This is a genomic window from Citrobacter amalonaticus (genome assembly GCF_037053465.1).
Taxonomy (GTDB): Bacteria; Pseudomonadota; Gammaproteobacteria; order Enterobacterales; family Enterobacteriaceae; genus Citrobacter_A; species Citrobacter_A amalonaticus_H.
This window is the reverse complement of record NZ_JBALIF010000001.1, coordinates 286,609-309,165: the sequence shown is the minus strand read 5'-3', so window position 1 is coordinate 309,165 and position 22,557 is coordinate 286,609. Positions and strand designations below refer to the sequence as shown.

The window sequence follows — 22,557 nt, the reverse complement described above, 5'->3', positions numbered from 1 at the left end:
ATGACTCATTATCACGGCGACAACACCAAAGAAATTCGCTTCCCACTTGGCGGAATTGGCAGTGGGAATATTAATTTGTCAGGGAATGGTCATCTGGTCGACTGGGAAATTTTTAACCATCCAGATAAAGGTCGCCATAACGGTTATTCTCATTTTGCCATTAAAGCTGAACGTGATGGTCAGGTGCTGGATGCCAGATTATTGCAGGGAGACTATCTGGGGAACGCCTCGGGGAATATGCTACTACGCGATCGCCTGCGAAAAAAACACACCGGATTTGGCTGCGGTCCTGATAGTGAAATGATGGCAGGAATGCCACATTTCACCGAAACAAATTTCAACGGTGAGTTTCCTTTTGCTGAAATGAACTTTCATGATGCACGGTTCCCCGGCGAGGTGAAGCTAATTGCCTGGAGTCCGTTTATTCCAGGAAACGAAGCGGACTCTTCCCTGCCGCTGGCCTGTATGGAATGGGAAATCACCAACACCACACAACAGGAGCTGAATTACACACTGAGTTGTTCTCTGCAAAATATGCTGGCCGAATCAGGCACCATGAATCGTTATTCCCACAAAGGCAATCAACATATTATCTCGCTGACGCAGTCGCAATGGCGTCCAGAGGATCCTCGTTACGGCGAACTCGCCATGGCAACGAACAGTGAAAATATCAGCTACCAGGAATACTGGTTTCGTGGAAGTTGGTTCGACAGCTTGTCGATTTTCTGGCGGGATTTTTGTCAACCCGGCTCGTTATTGAACAGACACTACCAAACAGAAGGAAAAGCAGGGCAGGATTGTGCAACGCTCGCAGCCCATTACCGTATTGCGCCTGGCGAGACCAAACGCATCACATTCTATCTGAGTTGGTATATGCCGGTGACCTGGAACTACTGGCAGAAATGGTATGACAAGGAGAATTTTGGCCTTGTTCAGTACGAAAACTACAATGGCGAAAGAACCTGGCGAAATTACTACGCTACGCAGTTTGACAGTTCAGTCGATGTCCTGGCTTATGCTTTTAACAATGCCGATCGTCTGCGGAGTACCAGCCGTAAATTTCATCACGCCCTCCATCACTCCTCCCTCCCCCCCATGCTGTTGGACGCAATCTCCGCTAATCTGGCGGTGCTAAAATCCCCTACCTGTCTGCGGCTGGAAGAGGGGAGCTTTTACGGCTGGGAAGGCAGTCTGGATGAGATTGGCTGTTGCGAAGGTTCATGTGTCCATGTCTGGAACTATGCACAGGCGCTGGCATTTCTGTTTCCGCGCTTGTCGCGAAGCCAGCGTGCTCTTAATCAGCGCTATAACCTTCGCGCGTCCGGAAGCCTCAGTTTTCGTTTGATGTTGCCTTTAGGAAGCCCGGCGTTTGATTTTCGCGCCTGCGCGGATGGACAGTTTGGCGAGATTATCAATATCTATCGTGACTGGCTTATTTGCGGAGATAAATCATGGTTGCAGGGAAAATGGCCTGCCATTGAGAGCATGCTCACTTTTGCCTGGAGCCCGGAAAATGAGGATTTGTGGGACCCTGCAGCCCAGGGCATTTTGACTGGTCGTCAACATCATACGCTGGACATGGAGTTATTTGGCCCTAATCCATGGCTGACCGGAATATATCTGACAGCTTTACAGGCCAGTGTTTTGATCGCGCAGACGCTGGGTTATGAAGAACAAGCCGCTCATTGGAAACAGATCCTGCGAAATGGAATGTCCCAACTGGATAAACTGTTTTTTAACGGTGACTACTACCAGCAAAAAATTAACCTCGCGGATAAAAACCTGTTAGCTCCCTATTTTCAGGAACATGAAAAAACCTGGAATAATGAGTCTGGCAATATTTATGATTTCTACTGGAACGATGAGCGTCAGCAGATCAAATATCAGTTGGGCGAAGGCTGCCATATCGATCAGTTGATGGGCCAGTGGCTGGCAGAATTGTGCAATATGCCACCCATTTTTCCACAAAATCATGTCAGAAAAGCACTTAAGACCATCCATAAGCATAATTTCTTGTCGATGAGAGAACACACCAATCCGTGCCGGAGTTTTGCAATGAATGACGAGAAAGGAACAAGCATCTGCGCCTGGCCCGGTGAAAAACCACAAATACCGATTCCCTATGCAGAGGAGATGATGACGGGGTTTGAGTATCAGGTTGCAGCACATATGATCGCCAATGGCCTTATCTCAGAAGGTATCGAGCTGGTTGAAAGCATTCGTGAACGTTTCAACGGCAATAATCGCAACCCCTGGAACGAATTTGAATGCGGGAGTAATTATGCGCGATCGCTGGCGAGCTACGGCCTACTGATCGCCTGGAGCGGCTTTCGTTTTAATATGGACAGGCACGAAATCGCTTTCAACCCGGTCAATAAAAGCCAACGTGAGCACGCCTTTTTCTGGTCTTTGGACAGCGGCTGGGGAACCATTCATTTTGCACCAGACGGTGTTACCCTGACAGTGCTGGAAGGAAAGCTTGATCTCATGCGCATAGGACTGGTGCTGCCGCAGCCGCCAATTTCGCTCTGGCACGGTGACACACCCGTGCTGGAGTGGCGCTATGACGGCAACACTATCACACTGGGTGATATACTCTCTGTGATTGAAAAACACCCGCTCCACATCGCGGTAAACATTGCTGAGTAGATACCTGACCTGACAGCATAAAGAGTTCAAAATACACAGCCCTGGGCGCATCTTTCGGGAAGCGGCCAGGTGCGTTTTCTGTTCAGCTTTAAGGTGTTCGCAACAGCATCACGAAGAGAGCAGGATCATGAAAACAGCAAGACAGAAAGCGATGATTGCGCTGTTAATTCAACATCAAAGCCTGACAACGGACGCCCTGTCGAGTCTGCTGAATGTCAGTAAAGGAACCATACGCCGCGACTTAACGGAGCTGCAGGCGCATGGCCAGGTACTGCGCAGTTATGGTCGTGCAAAATCTCTTCATCGCGGCGATCGGGACAGCGGAGACGATTTTCGCACCCGAATCAAAAGCCATTACGCCCATAAACGCACTATCGCACAAGAGGCCCTGGCATGGATCGAAGAAGGAATGGTTATCGCCCTCGATGCCAGTTCTACCTGCTGGTATCTGGCGCGCCAACTCCCGGATTGCAATATCAACGTCTTTACTAACAGCCATCTCGTCTGTCTTGAACTGGGCAAGCGCAAGAATATTCAGCTCATCAGCTCCGGCGGATTACTGCAGCGCAAATACGGCTGCTACGTGAATCCCACATTGCTCTCGCAAGTTAAATCACTGGAGATTGATCTGTTTATTTTCTCCTGCGAAGGGATAGATAAAAATGGCGAGCTTTGGGAATCCAATGTCTATAATGCCGATTTTAAATCACTGCTGCTTAAGCGAGCCCAGCAAACTATTTTGCTCACCGATAAAAGTAAATTTAACCGCTCAAGCGAAATCACCATTGGTAATCTGAGAGAAGTCACCCAGGTGATTTCAGATGCCAGGGATAACAATACCCACTTTTACAACCGAAAGATCGGTCCCGCATAAAGGTCGCAGAGTATCGGCAGCGCATGGCGCGCTGCCATGCGCCTACTCCTTCACCACAATCAGCGGTTCGATATCGCTCTCTTTCTTAATCACCAACGATTCATCACCGCGCAAACAGGTGCCGCCGTAGTTTCCGCCGACGGTAAAAGTGCAAACCTGAATATATTTACCGGCGACGTTTGGCAGGCACCAAAGCTGCTGATAAATGTTCTTCTGCTCGGCAAATTTGCCGCTGGTTTTATCCAGCAACTCTTCCTGATGGCTGACCAGATCGATATTGCTACCACAGCGACCGGCAATCGGCTTCACCGCATAACCGGTTTGCACCAGTTCATCATTGACGACAAAGTCGGTATCCAGCAGATAACGGTGATGTGGAAAGAGTTGCCACAGGATTGGCAGGATCGCTTTGTTACCCGGGATCACCGTCCACAGCGGTTCAAAGACCAACACTTCCGGGCGCAGCAACACATCAATCAGCCGCACGTCCTGATGGGTATGTCCGGTACGAATTGGCACCGCGGCATATTCCGTTTCACTGACTTCGCGTATCTGCTCGATCGCGGTTTCCCACGCCCAGGTTTTCCAGACGCAGTTGACCAACCGTCCATCACCGTCAATCAACTGACCGGCATCATCCCAGCGCAGTTCATCCAGACCGCGTAATATCTTGCTTTCAAACCCGGCCTGATGCAGCGCCTGCTGCATAAACTGCGCGTGATAGTTCTCCTCGATATCCTTATCCTGCATGATATGCACGAAAGGACGCGCGTGGCTGTGCTTCCAGGCCCCTGCCAGCTCATTGATTAAGCCTTCCGCCGGGTTATGGCCTTTCCCGGTATAACCCTGCTCCGCCCAACGCTCAAGAATCAACCCCGCTTCGGTATGACATGACGCGGAATCGGCGTTGTATTCGTACACCTTTAGTCCACGCTCATCCATACAGAAATCCATACGACCGGTGATCATATGGTGGCGGCGACGCAGCCAGGAGAGACGCAAACGCGGCCAGAGGATTTTAGGAATATCGAACAGCGCCAGCAGGTTATCGTCTTTCAGCACCTTGTCCGTGGCGTGCAGATACATCAGATGCAATTCGTTGGTCGCTTTAATCAGCTCCTGTTCGGCACTCTCTGTAATGGTGAAATACTGATACGGATCCTGATTGATCACATGACCATTCGCCATAACATAGGCTTTTTGCAGCGGATCCTGTTCATTCAACCATTTCCCGCCAAACTGGCCTTTTTCTTCCAGTCTTGCGCCGCGGATAGTCAGTGAATCATTGGCGATCTCCGGCTGAGGCAGACTGTGCTCCGTATCGTCGGTCTGGATCATCCAGCCCAGAATGGTGGTGTCGTCGAAGGTGTCTTTCAGGGTATAGCAGCCATTCTCCACCACCATCTCCAGCTCGCGCGTCCATTGCTGGCCGGGAGGAAGCGGCGTGTGAATCACGTTCTGCTCGGCAATGCGGATTTTGTTTTCCAGCAGTTGCGTGATGATGGCGACATGGCCAGTGTCTTTAAATTCACCGCCTTTTTGCCAAATCAGCAACGCGCCAGCGACCGGCGCACGGGGTGAACCATTCGGAAACGCCTGCAACGGCAAAATGTTGTCATTCACTACTTCGCGCAGAAAGCGCAGCGAGAAGATCTCCCACGCCATGCCGACGTCCGTAAACACAGCGCCATAATTCAGGAAGAGAAAACGGCGGGCGAATTCAACACACTGCCATTTGTGGCCCATATATTCGTTGTCGATGTAACTGCGAAACGCGGCGTCATCGTCATAGTCCCGTGGGTCGAGGGAGCTGTAATCTGAAGAATAGATCGCTACACCACCGGGGGCATAGCCTAACAATGTCCCGAACGGGGCATCCTGACGGGTTGTTCCTATGCTCATGCACTTCACCTCAAAACAATATCGCTGAGCAGCTTTGCTTACCTGCCCAACATCGCTCACTATCATACACCTCAACGCAACGGGAGCGCGCGCAATGGCCAAAAATAGCCAGCCGTTAATGTGCCAATCTGTTAAATGCCTGGGCAGCGACCTGCTACACTGCTTCAACACCACCACTCAGAAGGCAGGTCAACATGTCAGATAATACTTATCAGCCCGCGAAAGTCTGGACGTGGGAAAAATCCAACGGCGGCGCGTTCGCTAACATCAACCGTCCGATCTCCGGTCCGACTCACGATAAAACGTTGCCCGTCGGCAAACACCCGCTTCAACTCTATTCGCTCGGGACGCCGAACGGCCAGAAGGTGACGATCATGTTGGAAGAGCTACTGGCTCAGGGCGTGAAGGGCGCCGAATATGATGCCTGGCTGATCCGTATTGGCGAAGGCGATCAATTCTCCAGTGGCTTTGTTGAGGTGAACCCAAATTCGAAGATCCCGGCGCTGCGCGATCATTCGCAAAACCCGCCGGTTCGTGTTTTCGAATCGGGATCAATCCTGCTCTATCTGGCAGAAAAATTTGGCTATTTTCTACCGCAAGACCTGGCGAAACGCACAGAGACGCTGAACTGGCTGTTCTGGCTTCAGGGGGCGGCGCCTTTCCTCGGCGGCGGATTCGGCCACTTTTATCACTATGCGCCAGTGAAGATTGAGTACGCGATCAATCGCTTTACGATGGAAGCCAAGCGTCTGCTGGACGTACTGGATAAACAACTGGCGAACAACGATTTCGTGGCGGGAGAGGAATATACGATTGCGGATATGGCGATCTGGCCGTGGTTTGGCAACGTAGTGCTGGGCAATGTGTACGACGCGGCAGAATTTCTTGATGCGGGTAGCTACAAAAACGTGCAACGCTGGGCGAAAGCCGTCGCGGAACGCCCGGCTGTCAAACGCGGTCGCATCGTGAACCGCACCAGTGGGCCGCTGAACGAACAGCTTCATGAGCGTCATGAAGCCAGCGACTTCGGGACAAACACCGAAGACAAGCGTCAGGCTTAACGTGAAAAATGCCGGATATCCTCTGTCCGGCATTTAACATCAGGCGCTGGTGACGTACTCCATACGGCGCAGCGCGTCCAGAGTGGCTTTAGCTTCGTCTTCATCGATGATGCTCATCGCAAAACCCACATGCACCAACACCCACTGTCCGACCAGTTCCGCAGGATGGCCTTCGCAAATCAGCGCAATGTTCACATCACGCTTAATGCCGCACACTTCTACCTGCGCAAGCTGATGAATATCTTCACCGACGGCCAGAACCTGACCCGGAACGCCTATACACATATCTGACTCCGCCCCATATCACATCATGGGTTATTCAACTTCAATGCTTTTTACTGTTAGCGAGTCGCCGGTATCAACCCGCAAACGGTCGCCATGACAACGCGGACACTGCGCATCGTGCCGGAGAATCTCAACCGCCTGGCTGCAATCCCAGCACCATGCCTGCGCCGGTTTGTAGTCGATGTGCAATTCGCAGCCCTGCGCCACAGTTCCCTGGCAAACAATGTCAAAACTAAAACGCACGGCGCTCTCTTCGACACAGGAAAGCGCGCCAATCTCCAGCCAGACGCCGGTGACGCGCTGTACACCATGCTGCTCCGCCTGCTGTTGAATGATTTCAACCGCACTCTGGCAAAGCGACAGCTCATGCATTCTCGCTGCTCCGACGCCCAAACAGCAGGGCGCGACGACTAGTCTGCGGCGCATCCGGGTTGCTGACGGGCAGTGACAGCAGCATCCGCGCACAGTCATCAGCCAGGCGAACGCCCTCTTGTGCCGACAGGCTGCGGTTGAGCGGCGACATCAGCGAGCAGGAAAGGTACTGCGATACGCCGTCCAGCTCCCCCACCGTGTAGGTCATCTCACCGTACGGCAGACGCAGCCCGAGCTTTTCGCTAACTTTGCGCACCGGCCAGAGCTGGTCTGGCCCGGGGAAAATCAGCGCACTCAGCATCCACGGCGTAATCACACACCCCGTCCATTGCCCTTCAAACAGCGTAAAGTCAGAGACATACACGGGCATGTCAGGATGCAGAAACGACAGATCGTGCATCGAACGTTGCGCAATTTCTTCAAACGCGGCCTGCACCTGCGCCTTCGGGGCCGTCTGGAACCCGGTAATCTCCTCAGACATGGGCACTCTCCCGCGCAATGGCTTCCACACCGGATTCACGCAACGCAGCCAGAACCTGCTCAAGCGCAGGTTCAATCATGGCTTCGACCGTCGGCGTTAAGCCGATATTCGGCTCCAGCGATTCCGGGATCACGCCAACCAGCGTCAGCTTTTTCGGGAATTCACCGGTAAAGCGCAGGGCCGACAAGACGTCGGCCAGGCCCAACTGATGCGGGGAGATTTTGTTGGTAAACAGCGCCGGCACCTCATCATCCCGCAGGATCATGAGTGTGCCTGGTGCATTTTTTCTCGACACAATGGCGTCCGCGATGATCAGATGATCCCGGTTCGCCATGTCGCCAAGAAGCTCCATTCCCGCCGTGCCGCCATCAAGGATCTCAACGAAATCCGGCAATTCGTAGCGCTGTTCTAACGCTTCAACGATACGAACGCCGATGGCTTCATCGGTCAGCAAAATATTGCCGACCCCTAAGACTAAAATCCGCATTACAGAACCTTCACAGAGACAACTTCGTTCCCGTCAGCGTCGACAACGTGCACCGCACACGCCATGCAGGGGTCGAAGGAGTGAATAGTACGTACCACTTCCAGCGGCTTTTCCGGATCGGCAATCGGCGTACCTACCAGTGACTGTTCGTACGGACCCACGTCATCATTGAAGTTACGCGGACCGGAGTTCCAGGTTGACGGTACAACCGCCTGGTAGTTGCTGATAATGCCGTCTTTGATCACCATCCAGTGAGAAAGCATACCGCGCGGCGCTTCGAGGAAGCCGACGCCTTTAAACTCGCCCGTCGCCGGAATATTCGGTTTCACGAACGTGGTATGGTCGCCTTTGCCGATATTGGCGATCAGCGCACTGTACTGGTTCTGCAGAATAACCTGCAGTTCACAGCAGTGAACGGTACGGCCGATAATACGCCCCAGCGTGGAATGAAGTTGCGCCACTTCCAGCGTTTTACCGGTCAGCTTCTGATAAATCGCAATGATTTCATTCAGCTTCGCTTTTGTAGGCTCACGTCCGGCCGCCAGTTTAACCAGCATGTTCGCCAGCGGACCGACTTCGACGGTTTTGCCGTAGAAGGTCGGGGATTTCACCCACGAGTATTTGCCGTCGTCAGACCAACCGTTATATTCCGGAATGGTTGTTCCTTCCCACGGTGCTTGCGGAGCTTCGTCTTTATACCAGGCGTGCTTCGCGCTCTCCTGAATCCCTTTGATCAGATACTCATCGGAGTGAGAGGAGATCGGACGATAAGTCGACAGATCCGCATTTTCGATATAGCCGCCCGGGAACAGGAAGCTGCCGTTTTTACCGTCAGTCGGGTATTCAGGCGCGGCCAGATAGTTCACCGCTCCTTTACCCCGCTCCAGCCATTCCGGATAGAACGCTGCAATAACCGCGGTATCCACCTTGTAAACCTGCTCAACAAAGTCGCTCAGCTTGTCGATGAAGGACTTGATGTACATCAGACGTTCCAGGTTCAGTACGCCCAGTCCATCGAGGTTGATAGGGTTCGCCACGCCACCCACCGCCAGGTTCTGAATGTGCGGTGATTTACCGCCCAGCAGCGCCACAACACGGTTCGCATCGCGCTGGCACTCCAGCGCCTGCAGGTAGTGAGCTACCGCGATCAGGTTCACTTCCGGCGGCAGTTTCATCGCCGGGTGTCCCCAGTAACCATTGGCGAAAATGCCCAACTGACCGCTGGCAACCAGGTCTTTGATCTTGTTCTGAACTTTCGTGAACTCTTCTGCGCTGTTCAGATGCCAGCTCGACACACCGTTCAGCAGGGCTGAGGCTTTCGCCGGATCGGCTTTCAGTGCAGAAGTGATATCCACCCAGTCCAGCGCAGAAAGCTGATAGAAGTGAACGATATGGTCATGGGTCGTGTGCGCCGACAGAATGATGTTACGGATATACTGCGCGTTTACCGGCACATCAATGTTAAGCGCGCTTTCCGCTGCACGAACCGAGGCGATAGCGTGCGTTGTTGTACACACGCCGCAAATACGCTGCACAATCATCCAGGCATCACGCGGATCGCGGTTCTTCACGATCTCTTCCATGCCACGCCACATGGTGCCGGAAGCCCATGCTTTCGATACAACGCCGTTTTCGATTTCGCAATCGATGCGTAAGTGCCCCTCAATACGGGTTACGGGATCAATAGTAATTCTCTGGCTCATGCTTTGCTCGCCTCATGACGATTGTGATCGTTTTGTTTTAAAGGAGGAAGTATCGGCAGTAGACGAATGAGTACGATGTAAGCGCAAATCTCAATAGCCACAAAACCAATAGAAATCAACAGTTCTTCCCAGGTTGGGAAGTAGTGGTAGCCACCGCCTGGGTTAAACGCCACCAGCGAATAGGACAGACGCCATGTTGCACACCCCAGCAGCGCGCTGAGCGCAGACAGGTACAACATACGTGAGTCATTGCGCAGTTTCGCAACGCGCAGCACCACCAGTGGGAAGACCATCAGCACGACTTCAAGCCAGAACATGGCTGAATAGAAATCGCCAGCAAAGGCATACGACAGCTTGTCCCGGTAGATCAGTTCACCAAAACGCAGCACCACGAAAATCGCCAGCAGGACGCTTATCGTGTTCGTCAGTTTGATGAACAGGCTCTTCTCATCGGGCCCGTTACCTTTCAGGCCAGCCTGAACCAGTGAACCCTCAAAGATAACGATTGAGAAACCCATGATAAAGGCGGTCAACACCGAGAACAGCGGCAGCATTTCATAGCTTTGCCACAGCGGATGCACTTTGTAACCCGCAGAGATCATCAGCGAGCCCATTGAGGACTGGTGCATCGTCGGCAGCAGCGCGCCCAGTGCGATAATAAAGAACATCAGTTTGTTCAGGCGTTTTAGCGACACCTTCCAGCCCAGACGTTCAAACAGCGCAGGGGCAAATTCCAGTGCCATCACCCCGATGTAGATGGTCATACAGACCGCCGTCTCGAACAGAACCGAGTTCACGTTGAAGTGACCCGGAATGTAGAAGTACGGCAGGTTCCAGTAACGACCTACGTCGATGGTGATTGACAAGCCACCCAACGAGTAACCAAACAGACTCGCCAGCAGCGCCGGACGCACCAGCGGATGGTATTGTCCCCGATTGAAAACGTACACCGCCCACGCCAGCGCCCAACCGCCACAGGCAAAGCCGGTACCGATCAACAGGTCGAAGGCAATCCAGACCCCCCACGGGAAGCCGCCGTTCAGATCGGAGACTGACCCCAATCCAAACACCAGACGCTTCACGATCAGGAGCATACACAGGATGATTAACGGTCCGAAGATGATGACCGGTTTACTGATGATTTTGCCGCCCAGCGGTTTAGGATCATGACTCATGATCGTCTCCTCCGTCGTGATGGTCGTTTTTGGTGTTACGACGAACCAGCACGGTCAAGCCCGCGAGCACGGCCAGTGGTAGCATCATGCCTTTATACAGGGTGTGTTGAACATGTTCGGAACGCGCGCCGGTTGACAGTTCAGCCAGTTGCGGCAGATCCAGATTCTCGTAAGGAACGCCAGTCAATACCATCACCTGAGTACCGCCGCCTTCGTGCTCACCGTAAAGATGCGGATAGTACTTTGGTACGGTGTGCAGATAGGTATCACCTGCTTTCACGGTTTGACGCGGGTAGTGGTATTCGCTGCCGGGTTTCAGCGCCAGACGTTTTTTCGCCTCGGCCATCAGCTCTTCACGCGTACCAAAAATGACCGCGCCTGCAGGACACACTTCAACACAGCCCGGCAGACCGCCCTTATCGAGACGTTCAACGCCTTTCTGGTTACACAGTTCACATTTATGAAGCGCACCAAATGGGTTGTTGTAGTCATACTTCGGCACATTGTATGGACAGGCAACCATGCAGTAACGGCAGCCGGTACAGACGTCTTTGTTGTAATGAACGATGCCGGTTTTCGGATCTTTTTTCAGCGCGGAAACCGGGCAGACGGAGACGCAGTTGGGATCGACGCAGTGCATACATTGTTTCTTAATGTAGGCATAGCCGTTCTCTTCCTGATCTTTGTTCACCCCCGTACCACTACGCCACACCTGAATGATGTTATTGGTGTACGGCGAGAGCTTATCGTTGTTCGACCAGGTCTGTTCCCCTTCCGGGTTACGCGTCGGGAAGTTGATATCCTGACACTTGGTTACACAGGCCTGGCAGCCTACGCACAGCGTCGAGTCATACAACATCCCCAGAGAACCGGGGATTGGCGGACGGTTTTCTGCAGCCGCATGGCTGATAGACGGCGCAGCGCCTAACAGCAACGCCCCACCAGAGGCTGCTTTGATAAAGTTACGTCTGTTCACGGTTATTCTCCCCGTGAGTCAGCGTTATCTTTCTTTTGCTGACGCCCCAGTTCACGCACCGCCATCACGCTGACGCCGGCAACCAGGCCAACAACGCCGCCAAGTAGCCCGATAGCACCCGCAGAGACGCTGCCGCCCTCTTTCATATTCACATCAGGTTTTTCGGAGCGCGGTGTCTGGTTTTCCACATGCGCGAGTTGGTGAATCCCTTTATGGAAACCGATACCTTCTTCGTTACACCCGTAGCAAGGGTGACCAATCGCCACCGGCCACACGCCACCGACGTCACAGAATTGCAGCGTGGAGCAGTTACCCCAGGTTTCTGGTCCTTTACAGCCGAGATGGTAGAGGCACCAGCCTTCGCGATGTCCGGCATCGCCAAACTCTTTGGCAAAACGGCCGGCATCGAAGTGCGGGCGGCGTTCGCAGTGTTCGTGAATCAGGCGGCCATAGGCGAAGGTCGGACGGTTTTTCGCATCCAGCTTTGGTGGCTTACCGTAAGTAATAATGTGAGCGACTGTCGCCAGGAAGTTATGCGGGTTCGGCGGGCAGCCAGGAATGTTGATGACGGTTTTACCCGGCAGCACTTCCTGCAAACCAACCGCACCTGTCGGGTTGACACCGGCAGCGGCAACGCCGCCCCAGGCAGAACAGGAACCGATAGCGATAATCGCCGCCGCACCTTCTGCCGCTTTGCGGATATGATCCACAATCGGCTCGCCGGCAACCATGCAATAAATACCGTTATCTTTTAGGGGGATGGAACCATCAACAACCAACACATACTGCCCTTTGTACTTTTCAAGCGCGTTGTGTTTGTTCTCTTCAACCTGGTGGCCGAAGGCAGCGGAAAGCACCTCATGATATTCCAGAGAGATAGTATCCAGAACGAGGTTTTCTACCGTGGGGTGAGTTGCGCGAAGCAGGGATTCAGTACAGCCCGTACACTCCTGTGCACCAATCCAGACAACGGGAGGGCGCTGCGGACGGGATACTGATTCGGCTATTTCGGCGGCGGCTTTGCTACTTAACCCCATGGTGGCGGCGAGTGCTGCACAAAGCTTCATGAAATCACGACGGTTTACGCCATGAGAATTGATGAGAGTGTTATCTCCAGTCATTTTATTGTTATTCCGTTGCGAAGACCTGGCTCTTATTTTGCATCAACTGCAAAAACGTAACTGCGATCGATGCGCCATTTACCACACTTTCTTTATGGTTATGTGGTTTATAATACTGCGCGGGAATACTAAAACGAAGGGAATAGCTGCTAGTGTAAGTAATTAAAGCAAGATAATACCCCCTTCAGATCAACCTTCGGGTCGATAACTGCCATCAAGCGGCAAGATATTTCATCCAGACGAAAATCCGCCACAGTGCGGGCGCCGTTGGCCCGCATGGCGTTTACTTCTCCATACCAGTTGACTATTCATGGCCGCTTCTTAATGGCTATATAAGCCATTTAGCAAAGACCTTCGTGTTTATTGACGATTTTATTGCGCCTTAGAAAGCCACCCACTCATCCGTTGACGCGGCAGGACGTTGTTGAGCCTCAGGCGCGGCACGGTTAACCGGAAGGGCAGCCGTATCGTTTTGCGACAACCGGAACTGCTGTACGGAACGTTGTAATGCTTCGGTTTGCCTTTCCAGCGCAGCCGCCGCCGCAGAGACCTGTTCCACCAGCGCGGCGTTTTGCTGCGTCACGCCATCCATCTGGGTAATCGCAACGCCCACCTGTGAGATCCCTTTACTCTGCTCTTCCGACGCCGAGGCGATCTGTTTCATGATGGTGTCCACCTCCGACACACCACGCAGAAGCGCTTCCATGGTGGTTCCCGTATCTTTCACCAGTTCGGCGCCGTGGTCGACGCGACGAACAGATTCAGCAATCAGCGTTTCAATTTCTTTCGCGGCGTTTGCGCTCCGGCTCGCCAGATTACGCACTTCGCCTGCGACAACGGCAAATCCGCGCCCTTGTTCGCCAGCACGTGCGGCTTCTACCGCCGCGTTCAATGCAAGAATGTTGGTCTGGAAAGCGATACTGTTAATGACTGTGGTGATTTCCGCAATTTGCTTTGAACTGGCAGAAATCCCGTCCATGGTCGCAACCACCTCAGATACCAGTGAGCCGCCTTTACCTGCCGTGCGCGATGCCGCGTCAGTGAGCTGGCTGGCCTGACGCGCATTTTCCGCATTCAGTTTTACCGTTGCGGTAAGTTGCTCCATACTCGCGGCGGTCTCTTCCAGCGCGGCGGCCTGCTCTTCTGTTCGTGACGAAAGATCGTTATTCCCACTGGAAATTTCTGTGGCGCCGCGCCAGATATTGTCGCTACCGGAACGAATCGCACTGACCGCGTCACGCAGGCTGTCCTGCATGGCGCGTAATAAAGGCACCAGTTGACCGACACAGTTGCGGCCAATTTCATCTATTGGCTGACTAAGATCGCCCTGAGCAATTTGACGGAATTGCTGGCGGATCCTTGCCAGCGGTTTTACCAGCATGGCCACCAGATAACGATCGGTAAAGAAAAGGATGGCGATCCCCAGAATGACGGCGCTAATGATCAGTATGCGGATGACCGACGTTTTGCCGTCAACCATCACGCGAGTTTGATCCAGCATCACGCCAGCGGCTTTGTTAAAGCGCTCCGCACTGGCGCCAAATGCCCGGCTCAGCGCGGGCGTGACATTGGTCGCCTGCTCGCGCCAGGCGCTCTGCGTCCCCTGCTGTGCCAGTTGCATCTGGGGCATGACGCCTTTGTCGAGCAGCGCCTGCCAGCTCGCCAGTACAGCGGCAGAAACCTCAGGATCCATCGGGCCCGGTGACAACGTTTTCATCTCTTGCAGCTTTTTGCTCATGTTATCGAGCGCCTGCTGAACGGGAGCAAAATCCGGTGTGCCGCCACTGGCTTTCAGTTCCATTGCGCGGCTGAGCCGGGTCACAAAGCGGAAATACTGATCGTTACCCTGACTGAGCACCGTCATCTGATGCACAAGGTGACGATCGACTTCGTTGCCCTCAGCGACGCGGGAAAGAGACCAGGTACTGTACAGCCCGACGCTCACCCACATTAAACAAAAAACACCGAGGATGGTGAGCATGACTGCCCGGATGGTAAAATTTCGAAGTATTTGCATAGAGTTTCCTTGCCATTAGAGATACGTCGCGCGCAAGCGGCGTCTTAATCTCGTTATCGGCAAAAAATGAAGAATATATACTCCTGTTTCGAGATTTTACCGTGCCGGGTAGCGACCCATGCAGCCCGGCCTGTTCAGTCACGGGTTAGCTGTCGGGATAGTTCATCACAATCCACGACAGGTCGCCCCTCAAATATCATCAGGCTTAATCCAGGGACGCTGAAACTCAGGCCACACCAGCGCAACCAGTGACGGATAGGCCTCTACGCTAAATTCCCGAAAACACTGGCGTAAATTCAGCACGTCGAGATCGGAATGGGGCACTTTTTCGCCATTGAGACAGCGTTTTTTTATCGTATCGTAGTATTTATAGACCGCAGAATTGAGATCGCTACAGCGACGCTGTGCATCAAATAAACCTGGCGTGTCATTCAGTTGCGCCATTGTCATGCGTTTTATAGTTGCGTGAAGGAAATCAATATATTCGTGATTGACGCGCCAGTACCATATCGGTGTAATAGCGTTCATAAGTGTGGAAAAATGATCCTCCCCCTCTTCTTTGGTTAAGGGCGTTGAGGGGGCTGCAGAAACATAATTATCACTATTACGCGGTTTATTCACTGCACGCATTAAAAAAAGTACACACGCTGTCAGCAATAGCAGGGTAATGACAGAATAAAAAATACTGTTCATAGAATGACTCCATTTTTTTTGATTCTAAAATTCCCGCATGGTATTGTCAACGCGACCTGTCGAATAAAACTAACTATACGATTGATAATAAAGGATATTATAACATGCTTCCCGAGCATCTTGTCCCAGCACGTTTTCATCTGGCTCAAGGCCAGACTGAGGACACCGCAGAAAATAATGAAAATTTCACTCAGGGAAAGAAAAAACTCAGCGATTATGAAGCCGATATATTAATTAGCGCGGCGCCGGGTGGACAATCCAAAAATATGTTGCTTGAAGAGCATGACCGCCACTTTAAGGAACGCCTGTATCGGGTGGCAAAAATCGAGACCTTCGCCAGACTGATTAACGCATTACAGGCCGAAGGAGATATCGACGCCCAATCCTTAAGTAAAATAATGCGCGAAACAACCGAAAATATTAATGAGAACGGTAATGAAATTTGGCTTAATTTAATTACCCGCGAGAAAAACACACCTCTTTTCTATTCTCTGGACGACGAACAATGATTAAAGATGTTGAAGATAATAACGTCTATTTGGCTTTAGATGAGCATAAAAGCGATCAATTCATCTTAAAGCAAAATCTTGCCGCGCTTATCGCCAGTAAAAATGCCCTGCTTGAAAGTGTGGCGCAAGAGGTGACATCCATTCCGGCAGCGCTGGTACGTCTGAAATGGCAGAACCGTCGCGAAATGTATGCGCTTCAGGTTAAAGAAGAGATTTATGGCGCGGTCATTGGCACTATCATCAAACGTAACCCGGAACTGCGTGACAAGATGATGGCGCGTCTGGAGAGCACCTGGCAGCATTTACTGGCTCGCGAAACCGCAACGCTGAGGCTGACGCGTAAGCTTGCCGAAGGGAATTACCGCACCATCAATATCACCACGGTCGCGCTCAATGAGCATCTGGAGCAAAACGAGAGGCAATAAAAAACCGGGTCGCGACGACGCTTACCCGGTCTTTATCATCATCAAACCCACAGGCTTTACCGGCTATTTCGCTTTCGCGACCTCTTCGCCAACCAGACCAACCTTCAGATAACCCGCCTGATGCAGCGTATCCATCACCTTCATCACGGTTTCATAATCGACGGTTTTATCCGCACGGAAGAAGATGGTGGTGTCTTTCTTACCATCCGTCAGCGCATTCAGCTGTGCCACCATGGTTTCGTCCGTCACAGGATCGTTACCAATGAACATGCTGTTGTCCGCTTTGACCGATAAATAAACCGGTTTTTCCGGACGCGGTTGTGGCGTACTGGTAGACGCTGGCAGGTTGACCTTCACATCCACTGTCGCCAGCGGCGCGGCCACCATAAAGATGATCAGCAGAACCAACATAACATCGATAAACGGCGTCACGTTGATTTCATGCATTTCGCCGTTATCGTCCAGATTTTCATTAAGACGCATTGCCATGAAACATTACCCTACGCGTAATTTCTGCGCGCCACGCACCGGATGAGCGGAGGCACTCGCATCCAGATCCAGGTCACGGCTTTGCAGTAACAGCACCTGTGCCGCCACATCACCCAGCATCGCTTTAAGACCGCCAATCTGGCGGGCGAAGACATTATAGATAACCACGGCAGGAATAGCGGCGACCAGACCAATGGCGGTCGCCAACAGCGCTTCTGCGATACCCGGCGCCACAACGGCGAGGTTGGTGGTTTGCGATTGCGCGATACCGATGAAGCTGTTCATGATGCCCCAGACCGTACCGAACAGACCGACAAACGGTGAAATCGCCCCGATAGTCGCCAGGTAGCCATTCCCGCGGCCCATATGACGTCCTGCCGCTGCAACGCGACGCTCCAGACGAAAACCGGTACGTTCCTTAATCCCTTCGTTGTCTTCACTACCCTGAGACAGTTCCAGTTCATTTTGCGCTTCGTTGAGCAACTGGGTGCTTAAACTATTGGCGCCAAAGTTGGCTGCGATGTCGCTTGCCTGATCCAGAGAGCGGGCGTCTGCCAGCAGTTGCTGTTCGCGCTTAAGTCGACGCTTCAGCGAAAAGAACTCAACGCTCTTACTGAAGAAGATAGCCCAGGTGACTACTGACGCCAGAATCAGACCAATCATCACGCACTTAACGACGATATCGGCGTGCTGATACATACCCCAGACGGAAAGATCCGTCTGCATCAAATTATTCCCCACTCTGTATCTCCAGGACGCAAATCACAAAATCTGAGCATAATAATATCAAAATGACGTTGAATTGATAGTCGTTCTCATTACTATTTGCATGGTGCCGCACCTTTGGTCTCTTTTCCTTGCGCTTACGCAGTAAAACATCACGAAAGGCAATTTTGAAAAAATATTGTGCTTTATCCCGTTTACCGGGATGCGCATTTTTCCAGTCATGATAGTTTAGACGTCCAGACGTATAAAAACAGGAAACACAACATGGCAGATAAGCAACTGGAAACCAAACTGGTCAACGCGGGACGCAGTAAAAAATACACGTTGGGTTCAGTGAACAGCGTCATTCAGCGTGCCTCCTCGCTGGTCTTTGAAACGGTTGAAGCCAAAAAACACGCCACCCGCCATCGCGCCAACGGCGAATTGTTTTATGGCCGTCGCGGTACATTAACCCATTTCTCGCTGCAGGAAGCGATGTGCGAACTGGAAGGCGGAGCGGGCTGCGCGCTTTTCCCTTGCGGTGCCGCAGCCGTTGCAAATACAATTCTGGCCTTTGTCGAACAGGGCGACCACGTCCTGATGACTAACACGGCCTATGAACCTAGCCAGGATTTCTGCACCCAAATTCTCGGCAAACTGGGCGTAACCACCGGCTGGTTCGATCCGCTGGTCGGGGCTGACATTGTTAAACATATTCAGCCCAACACCAAAGTCGTCTTTCTTGAGTCGCCAGGCTCAGTGACCATGGAAGTACACGATGTGCCCGCCATTGTCGCGGCTGTCCGACGCGTTGCGCCAGAAGCCGTCATCATGATCGACAACACCTGGGCGGCGGGTGTGCTGTTTAAAGCACTCGATTTCGGCGTTGATATTTCGATTCAGGCAGGGACCAAGTACCTGACAGGACACTCCGATGCGATGGCCGGCACCGCCGTGTCTAACGCTCGCTGCTGGGATCAATTACGTGAAAATGCTTATCTGATGGGGCAAATGGTGGATGCTGACACCGCCTACATGACCAGCCGTGGACTGCGTACGCTGGGTGTGCGTTTGCGTCAACATCAGGAAAGCAGTCTGAAGGTTGCCGAATGGCTGGCTGCCCATCCCCAGGTCGCGCGAGTAAACCATCCGGCGCTTCCTGGCAGTAAAGGACACGAATTCTGGAAACGTGACTTTACGGGCAGCAGCGGTTTGTTCTCCTTCGTGCTGAATAAAAAGCTAAGTAATACAGAGCTATCCGCTTATCTTGATCACTTCAGCCTCTTCAGCATGGCCTATTCGTGGGGCGGCTTTGAATCGCTGATTCTGGCTAATCAACCTGAACACATTGCGGAGATTCGCCCGGAAGGAACAGTGGATTTCAGTGGGACGCTGATTCGACTGCATATTGGTTTAGAAAATGTTGATGATCTGATTGCAGATTTAGCCGCCGGATTTTCCCGCCTCGTGTAAAATTGACGTCAATGGACCTCTGTGCAGATATTTTGGGGAAAGTTGTCTGCATTAGTTGCGCCCAGGATCAAGTCATTCTGGGCCATTCAGGAGTACAATAGTCTCATTAAGGCTTAAACGCTGTTCCACAGGAAAGTCCATGGCTGTTATCCAAGATATTATCGCTGCGCTCTGGCAACATGATTTTGCCGCGCTGGCGGACCCACACGTTGTTAGCGTCGTCTACTTCGTGATGTTTACCACACTGTTTTTAGAAAACGGCCTGCTACCGGCCTCATTTTTACCTGGCGATAGCCTGCTGTTATTAGCGGGCGCACTTGTCGCGCAGGGCGTAATGAGCTTTGTTCCTACCCTGATCATTCTGACAACGGCAGCCAGTCTGGGCTGCTGGCTGAGCTATATCCAGGGGCGCTGGCTGGGTAACACGCGAACGGTCAAAGGCTGGCTGGCGCAACTGCCGGTGAAATATCACCAGCGCGCGACCTGTATGTTCGATCGCCACGGACTGCTGGCGCTGCTGGCGGGACGTTTTCTGGCCTTCGTGCGTACCCTGCTGCCAACCATGGCGGGAATTTCCGGGCTTTCCAACCGTCGCTTTCAGTTTTTCAACTGGTTAAGTGGTTTGCTGTGGGTGGGAGTAGTCACCAGCTTCGGTTATGCGCTCAGCATGATCCCGTTTGTGAAGCGCCACGAAGATCAGGTCATGACCTTCCTGATGATCCTGCCCATTTTCCTGCTGGCTGCCGGTTTGATCGGTACGTTAGTTGTAGTTATCAAGAAGAAATACTGCAGCGCCTGATAAACACTCAGCCGGATGGCGCCTCGCGCTTCCGGCCAGTGCTTATCAACGTTAACTCCCTTGCATGGCACGAATACGTGCCGCATCCTCTCCCGGCGTCACGCCGAAATAGCGTTTAAATTCACGGCTGAACTGCGATGCGCTTTCATACCCGACCCGCATTGCCGCCGCGCTGGCTTTCATGCCATCGTGAATGATCATCATCCGCGCCTTGTGCAGACGATACGTTTTCAGATACTGCAACGGCGAAGTGCTGGTGACTGACTTAAAATTATGATGGAACGCCGAGACGCTCATGTTGGCTTCCGCCGCCAGTTGCTCGACATTGAGGTTTTCGGTGTACTTATTTTCAATACGCTTCAGCACGCGGCTAATCAGGCTGAAATGGGTCTGACGACTGACTAATGCCAGCAGCGCGCCGCCACGCGGCCCGGTCAACACGTGATAGAGGATCTCGCGGATAATCTGTTTCCCCAGAATCCGCGCATCCAGCGGTCGCTCCATCACATCGAGCAGACGTTCCGCTGCGCAGAGGATCTCTTCTGAGAGCGTTGCTGAATTGATACCACTCGCGGCCATCGACGGTTGAAAACGTTCGTCTTCGCCAATGTCCATCAACAGTTCCTGCAGTTGCAGGATATCCACACTGAGACGCAATCCGGCGAGAGGCACCTCCGGGGTCGCATAGGTTTCACACTCGAAGGGTAAAGGTACGGTCAGGAGCAGGTACTGGTTGGCGTCATAATGGAATACCCGCTCATTGATATAACCAATTTTATGACCGGAAAAGAGAAATATGATGCCGGGATCGTACATCACCGGCGTACGCACCCCGGGCTCCGTACCGTACAACAGACGGATGTCCGGCAGCAGTTCACTGAGCTTGTTCTTATTATTTTTCAATTGCTTAATTTTTTCTGTTAGTAACAAGCAAATCGCTTCACGGTTCATGACGGGCTATTTTCTCAACGAATGATGACGTATTGATTGTGCGAAAATTTTACGTTTTTCTCCAGCATTCTGGAGAAATGGGCAAGACATTGGCAGAAATGAGCATTGAGAGGATGGCCGCTCGCGACCACAATGTTCTCCATCAGGCAGACTTCGCCTGCCCTCTTTTTTACCCACATAAGGGAACGAGCAATGAATAACTTTAATCTGCATACCCCGACTCGCATTCTGTTTGGTAAAGGCGCGATTGCTGAACTGCGCGACCAGATCCCGCAAGACGCTCGCGTACTGGTAACCTATGGCGGCGGCAGCGTCAAAAAGACCGGCGTACTGGCTCAGGTTCAGGACGCGCTGAAAGGCCTGGACGTGCGCGAATTCGGCGGCATTGAACCCAACCCGTCTTACGAGACGTTAATGAACGCGGTCAAAATTGCCCGTGACGATAAAATCACCTTCCTGCTGGCGGTCGGCGGCGGTTCTGTGCTTGATGGCACCAAATTTATCGCTGCGGCTGCCCACTATGCCGACGGCGTTGATCCGTGGCACATCCTGCAAACCAGCGGCAGTGATATCAAAAGCGCGATCCCGATGGGCTCGGTGCTGACGCTGCCGGCGACCGGTTCTGAGTCGAATAAAGGCGCAGTGATCTCCCGTAAAACCACGGGTGACAAACAGGCGTTCCATTCTCCGTACGTTCAGCCGGTCTTTGCGGTGCTCGATCCGGTTTACACTTACACCCTACCGCCACGTCAGGTAGCGAACGGCGTGGTGGATGCGTTTGTCCATACCGTTGAGCAGTACGTCACCTACCCGGTCGATGCCAAAATTCAGGATCGTTTCGCAGAAGGCATCCTGTTGACGCTGATTGAAGACGGTCCGAAAGCGCTGCAAGAACCTGAAAATTACGCGGTGCGTGCCAACGTGATGTGGGCGGCAACGCAGGCGCTGAACGGTCTGATTGGCGCGGGTGTGCCGCAGGACTGGGCAACCCATATGCTGGGTCACGAGCTGACCGCCATGCACGGTCTGGATCACGCCCAAACACTGGCGGTGGTTCTTCCTGCCCTGTGGAATGAAAAACGAGATACCAAACGCGCCAAACTGCTGCAGTATGCCGAACGCGTATGGAACATTACTGACGGTTCTGACGATCAGCGCATCGACGCAGCCATTGCGGCGACACGTAATTTCTTCGAACAACTGGGGGTGCCAACTCGCCTGTCTGGTTACGGCCTGGACGGCAGTTCAATCCCGGCGCTGCTGGCGAAACTGGAAGAGCATGGCATGACGCAACTGGGTGAACATAAAGACATTACCCTGGATGTCAGCCGCCGCATTTACGAAGCCGCCCGCTAAGCTTTTTTCACCTCTGGCTTTCGTTTTTGGGCATTTCGTCCAGACTTAAGTCAC

Annotated in this window: 22 protein-coding genes; 8 read left to right on the top strand and 14 right to left on the bottom strand. The window is 52.6% G+C overall.

Annotated elements, in window-relative coordinates:
• Complete coding sequence (locus WB371_RS01460) at positions 1 to 2,649, top strand: GH116 family glycosyl-hydrolase (RefSeq protein ID WP_336218352.1); 2,649 nt, start codon at positions 1 to 3, stop codon at positions 2,647 to 2,649.
• Positions 2,650 to 2,776: 127 nt separating this feature from the next.
• The gene (fucR, locus tag WB371_RS01455; RefSeq protein WP_336218351.1) at positions 2,777 to 3,523 is read left to right on the top strand and encodes an L-fucose operon activator; all 747 of its coding nucleotides are present in this window, start codon (positions 2,777 to 2,779) and stop codon (positions 3,521 to 3,523) included.
• 42 nt (positions 3,524 to 3,565) lie between these two features.
• On the opposite strand, the gene gss is transcribed toward fucR, so the two are convergent.
• The gene (gene gss / locus WB371_RS01450) at positions 3,566 to 5,425 is read right to left on the bottom strand and encodes a bifunctional glutathionylspermidine amidase/synthase (protein WP_336218350.1); all 1,860 of its coding nucleotides are present in this window, start codon (positions 5,423 to 5,425) and stop codon (positions 3,566 to 3,568) included.
• 194 nt (positions 5,426 to 5,619) lie between these two features.
• Here gss and yghU point away from each other — a divergent pair, with 194 nt between their 5' ends.
• Positions 5,620 to 6,486 (top strand): glutathione-dependent disulfide-bond oxidoreductase, encoded by an 867-nt coding sequence (gene yghU / locus WB371_RS01445; RefSeq protein ID WP_336218349.1) that lies wholly within the window; start codon positions 5,620 to 5,622, stop codon positions 6,484 to 6,486.
• Between the two features lie 39 nt (positions 6,487 to 6,525).
• Here yghU and hybG read toward each other — a convergent pair whose 3' ends face one another.
• The 10 genes from hybG to WB371_RS01395 all read right to left on the bottom strand — a co-directional run bounded on the left by hybG (position 6,526) and on the right by WB371_RS01395 (position 15,796).
• The gene (gene hybG, locus WB371_RS01440; RefSeq protein ID WP_336218348.1) at positions 6,526 to 6,771 is read right to left on the bottom strand and encodes a hydrogenase maturation factor HybG; all 246 of its coding nucleotides are present in this window, start codon (positions 6,769 to 6,771) and stop codon (positions 6,526 to 6,528) included.
• A 30-nt stretch (positions 6,772 to 6,801) separates the two neighbouring features.
• Positions 6,802 to 7,143 (bottom strand): hydrogenase maturation nickel metallochaperone HypA, encoded by a 342-nt coding sequence (hypA, locus tag WB371_RS01435; RefSeq protein ID WP_336218347.1) that lies wholly within the window; start codon positions 7,141 to 7,143, stop codon positions 6,802 to 6,804.
• A complete protein-coding gene (hybE, locus tag WB371_RS01430) occupies positions 7,136 to 7,624 on the bottom strand; it encodes a hydrogenase-2 assembly chaperone (RefSeq protein ID WP_336218346.1) in 489 nt (162 codons plus the stop codon). The genes hypA and hybE overlap by 8 nt, the downstream gene beginning before the upstream one ends.
• On the bottom strand, positions 7,617 to 8,111 hold the full coding sequence (locus WB371_RS01425; protein ID WP_336218345.1) for a HyaD/HybD family hydrogenase maturation endopeptidase: 495 nt from the start codon (positions 8,109 to 8,111) through the stop codon (positions 7,617 to 7,619). The genes hybE and WB371_RS01425 overlap by 8 nt, the downstream gene beginning before the upstream one ends.
• On the bottom strand, positions 8,111 to 9,814 hold the full coding sequence (hybC, locus tag WB371_RS01420) for a hydrogenase 2 large subunit (protein WP_336218344.1): 1,704 nt from the start codon (positions 9,812 to 9,814) through the stop codon (positions 8,111 to 8,113). Before hybC ends, WB371_RS01425 begins: the two co-directional genes overlap by 1 nt.
• Positions 9,811 to 10,989, bottom strand: coding sequence for a Ni/Fe-hydrogenase cytochrome b subunit (hybB, locus tag WB371_RS01415; protein ID WP_336218343.1), 1,179 nt, complete (start codon positions 10,987 to 10,989; stop codon positions 9,811 to 9,813). Before hybB ends, hybC begins: the two co-directional genes overlap by 4 nt.
• Positions 10,979 to 11,965 carry a hydrogenase 2 operon protein HybA gene (gene hybA, locus WB371_RS01410; RefSeq protein WP_336218342.1) on the bottom strand — a complete coding sequence of 329 codons (987 nt, stop codon included), beginning with the start codon at positions 11,963 to 11,965 and terminating at the stop codon, positions 10,979 to 10,981. The genes hybB and hybA overlap by 11 nt, the downstream gene beginning before the upstream one ends.
• A 2-nt stretch (positions 11,966 to 11,967) precedes the next feature.
• Entirely contained in the window at positions 11,968 to 13,086 is a 1,119-nt protein-coding gene (gene hybO / locus WB371_RS01405) for a hydrogenase 2 small subunit (protein ID WP_336218341.1), read from the bottom strand.
• A gap of 382 nt (positions 13,087 to 13,468) precedes the next feature.
• A complete protein-coding gene (locus tag WB371_RS01400; protein ID WP_336218340.1) occupies positions 13,469 to 15,103 on the bottom strand; it encodes a methyl-accepting chemotaxis protein in 1,635 nt (544 codons plus the stop codon).
• A gap of 189 nt (positions 15,104 to 15,292) precedes the next feature.
• Complete coding sequence (locus WB371_RS01395; protein WP_336218339.1) at positions 15,293 to 15,796, bottom strand: ESA_00282 family adhesion-associated protein; 504 nt, start codon at positions 15,794 to 15,796, stop codon at positions 15,293 to 15,295.
• A gap of 104 nt (positions 15,797 to 15,900) precedes the next feature.
• Here WB371_RS01395 and WB371_RS01390 point away from each other — a divergent pair, with 104 nt between their 5' ends.
• Together WB371_RS01390 and WB371_RS01385 are read left to right on the top strand one after the other, a co-directional pair.
• Entirely contained in the window at positions 15,901 to 16,305 is a 405-nt protein-coding gene (locus tag WB371_RS01390; protein ID WP_336218338.1) for a hypothetical protein, read from the top strand.
• Positions 16,305 to 16,730: a cytoplasmic protein gene (locus WB371_RS01385; RefSeq protein ID WP_336218613.1), complete on the top strand. Its 426-nt coding sequence runs from the start codon at positions 16,305 to 16,307 to the stop codon at positions 16,728 to 16,730. Before WB371_RS01390 ends, WB371_RS01385 begins: the two co-directional genes overlap by 1 nt.
• 63 nt (positions 16,731 to 16,793) lie before the next feature.
• Here the strand turns inward: WB371_RS01385 and exbD are convergent, their stop codons facing one another.
• Together exbD and exbB are read right to left on the bottom strand one after the other, a co-directional pair.
• Positions 16,794 to 17,219 (bottom strand): TonB system transport protein ExbD, encoded by a 426-nt coding sequence (gene exbD, locus WB371_RS01380; RefSeq protein WP_336218337.1) that lies wholly within the window; start codon positions 17,217 to 17,219, stop codon positions 16,794 to 16,796.
• 6 nt (positions 17,220 to 17,225) lie between these two features.
• A complete protein-coding gene (gene exbB / locus WB371_RS01375; protein ID WP_336218336.1) occupies positions 17,226 to 17,960 on the bottom strand; it encodes a tol-pal system-associated acyl-CoA thioesterase in 735 nt (244 codons plus the stop codon).
• 249 nt (positions 17,961 to 18,209) lie between these two features.
• Here exbB and metC point away from each other — a divergent pair, with 249 nt between their 5' ends.
• Together metC and yghB are read left to right on the top strand one after the other, a co-directional pair.
• A complete protein-coding gene (metC, locus tag WB371_RS01370) occupies positions 18,210 to 19,397 on the top strand; it encodes a cystathionine beta-lyase (RefSeq protein WP_336218335.1) in 1,188 nt (395 codons plus the stop codon).
• A gap of 139 nt (positions 19,398 to 19,536) precedes the next feature.
• Entirely contained in the window at positions 19,537 to 20,196 is a 660-nt protein-coding gene (gene yghB / locus WB371_RS01365) for a DedA family general envelope maintenance protein YghB (protein WP_336218334.1), read from the top strand.
• A gap of 51 nt (positions 20,197 to 20,247) precedes the next feature.
• On the opposite strand, the gene WB371_RS01360 is transcribed toward yghB, so the two are convergent.
• On the bottom strand, positions 20,248 to 21,147 hold the full coding sequence (locus tag WB371_RS01360) for an AraC family transcriptional regulator (RefSeq protein WP_336218333.1): 900 nt from the start codon (positions 21,145 to 21,147) through the stop codon (positions 20,248 to 20,250).
• Positions 21,148 to 21,339: 192 nt separating this feature from the next.
• On the opposite strand from WB371_RS01360, the gene yqhD reads away from it, so the two are divergent.
• Complete coding sequence (gene yqhD / locus WB371_RS01355) at positions 21,340 to 22,503, top strand: alcohol dehydrogenase (RefSeq protein WP_336218332.1); 1,164 nt, start codon at positions 21,340 to 21,342, stop codon at positions 22,501 to 22,503.
• The last annotated feature ends 54 nt before the right edge of the window (positions 22,504 to 22,557 follow it).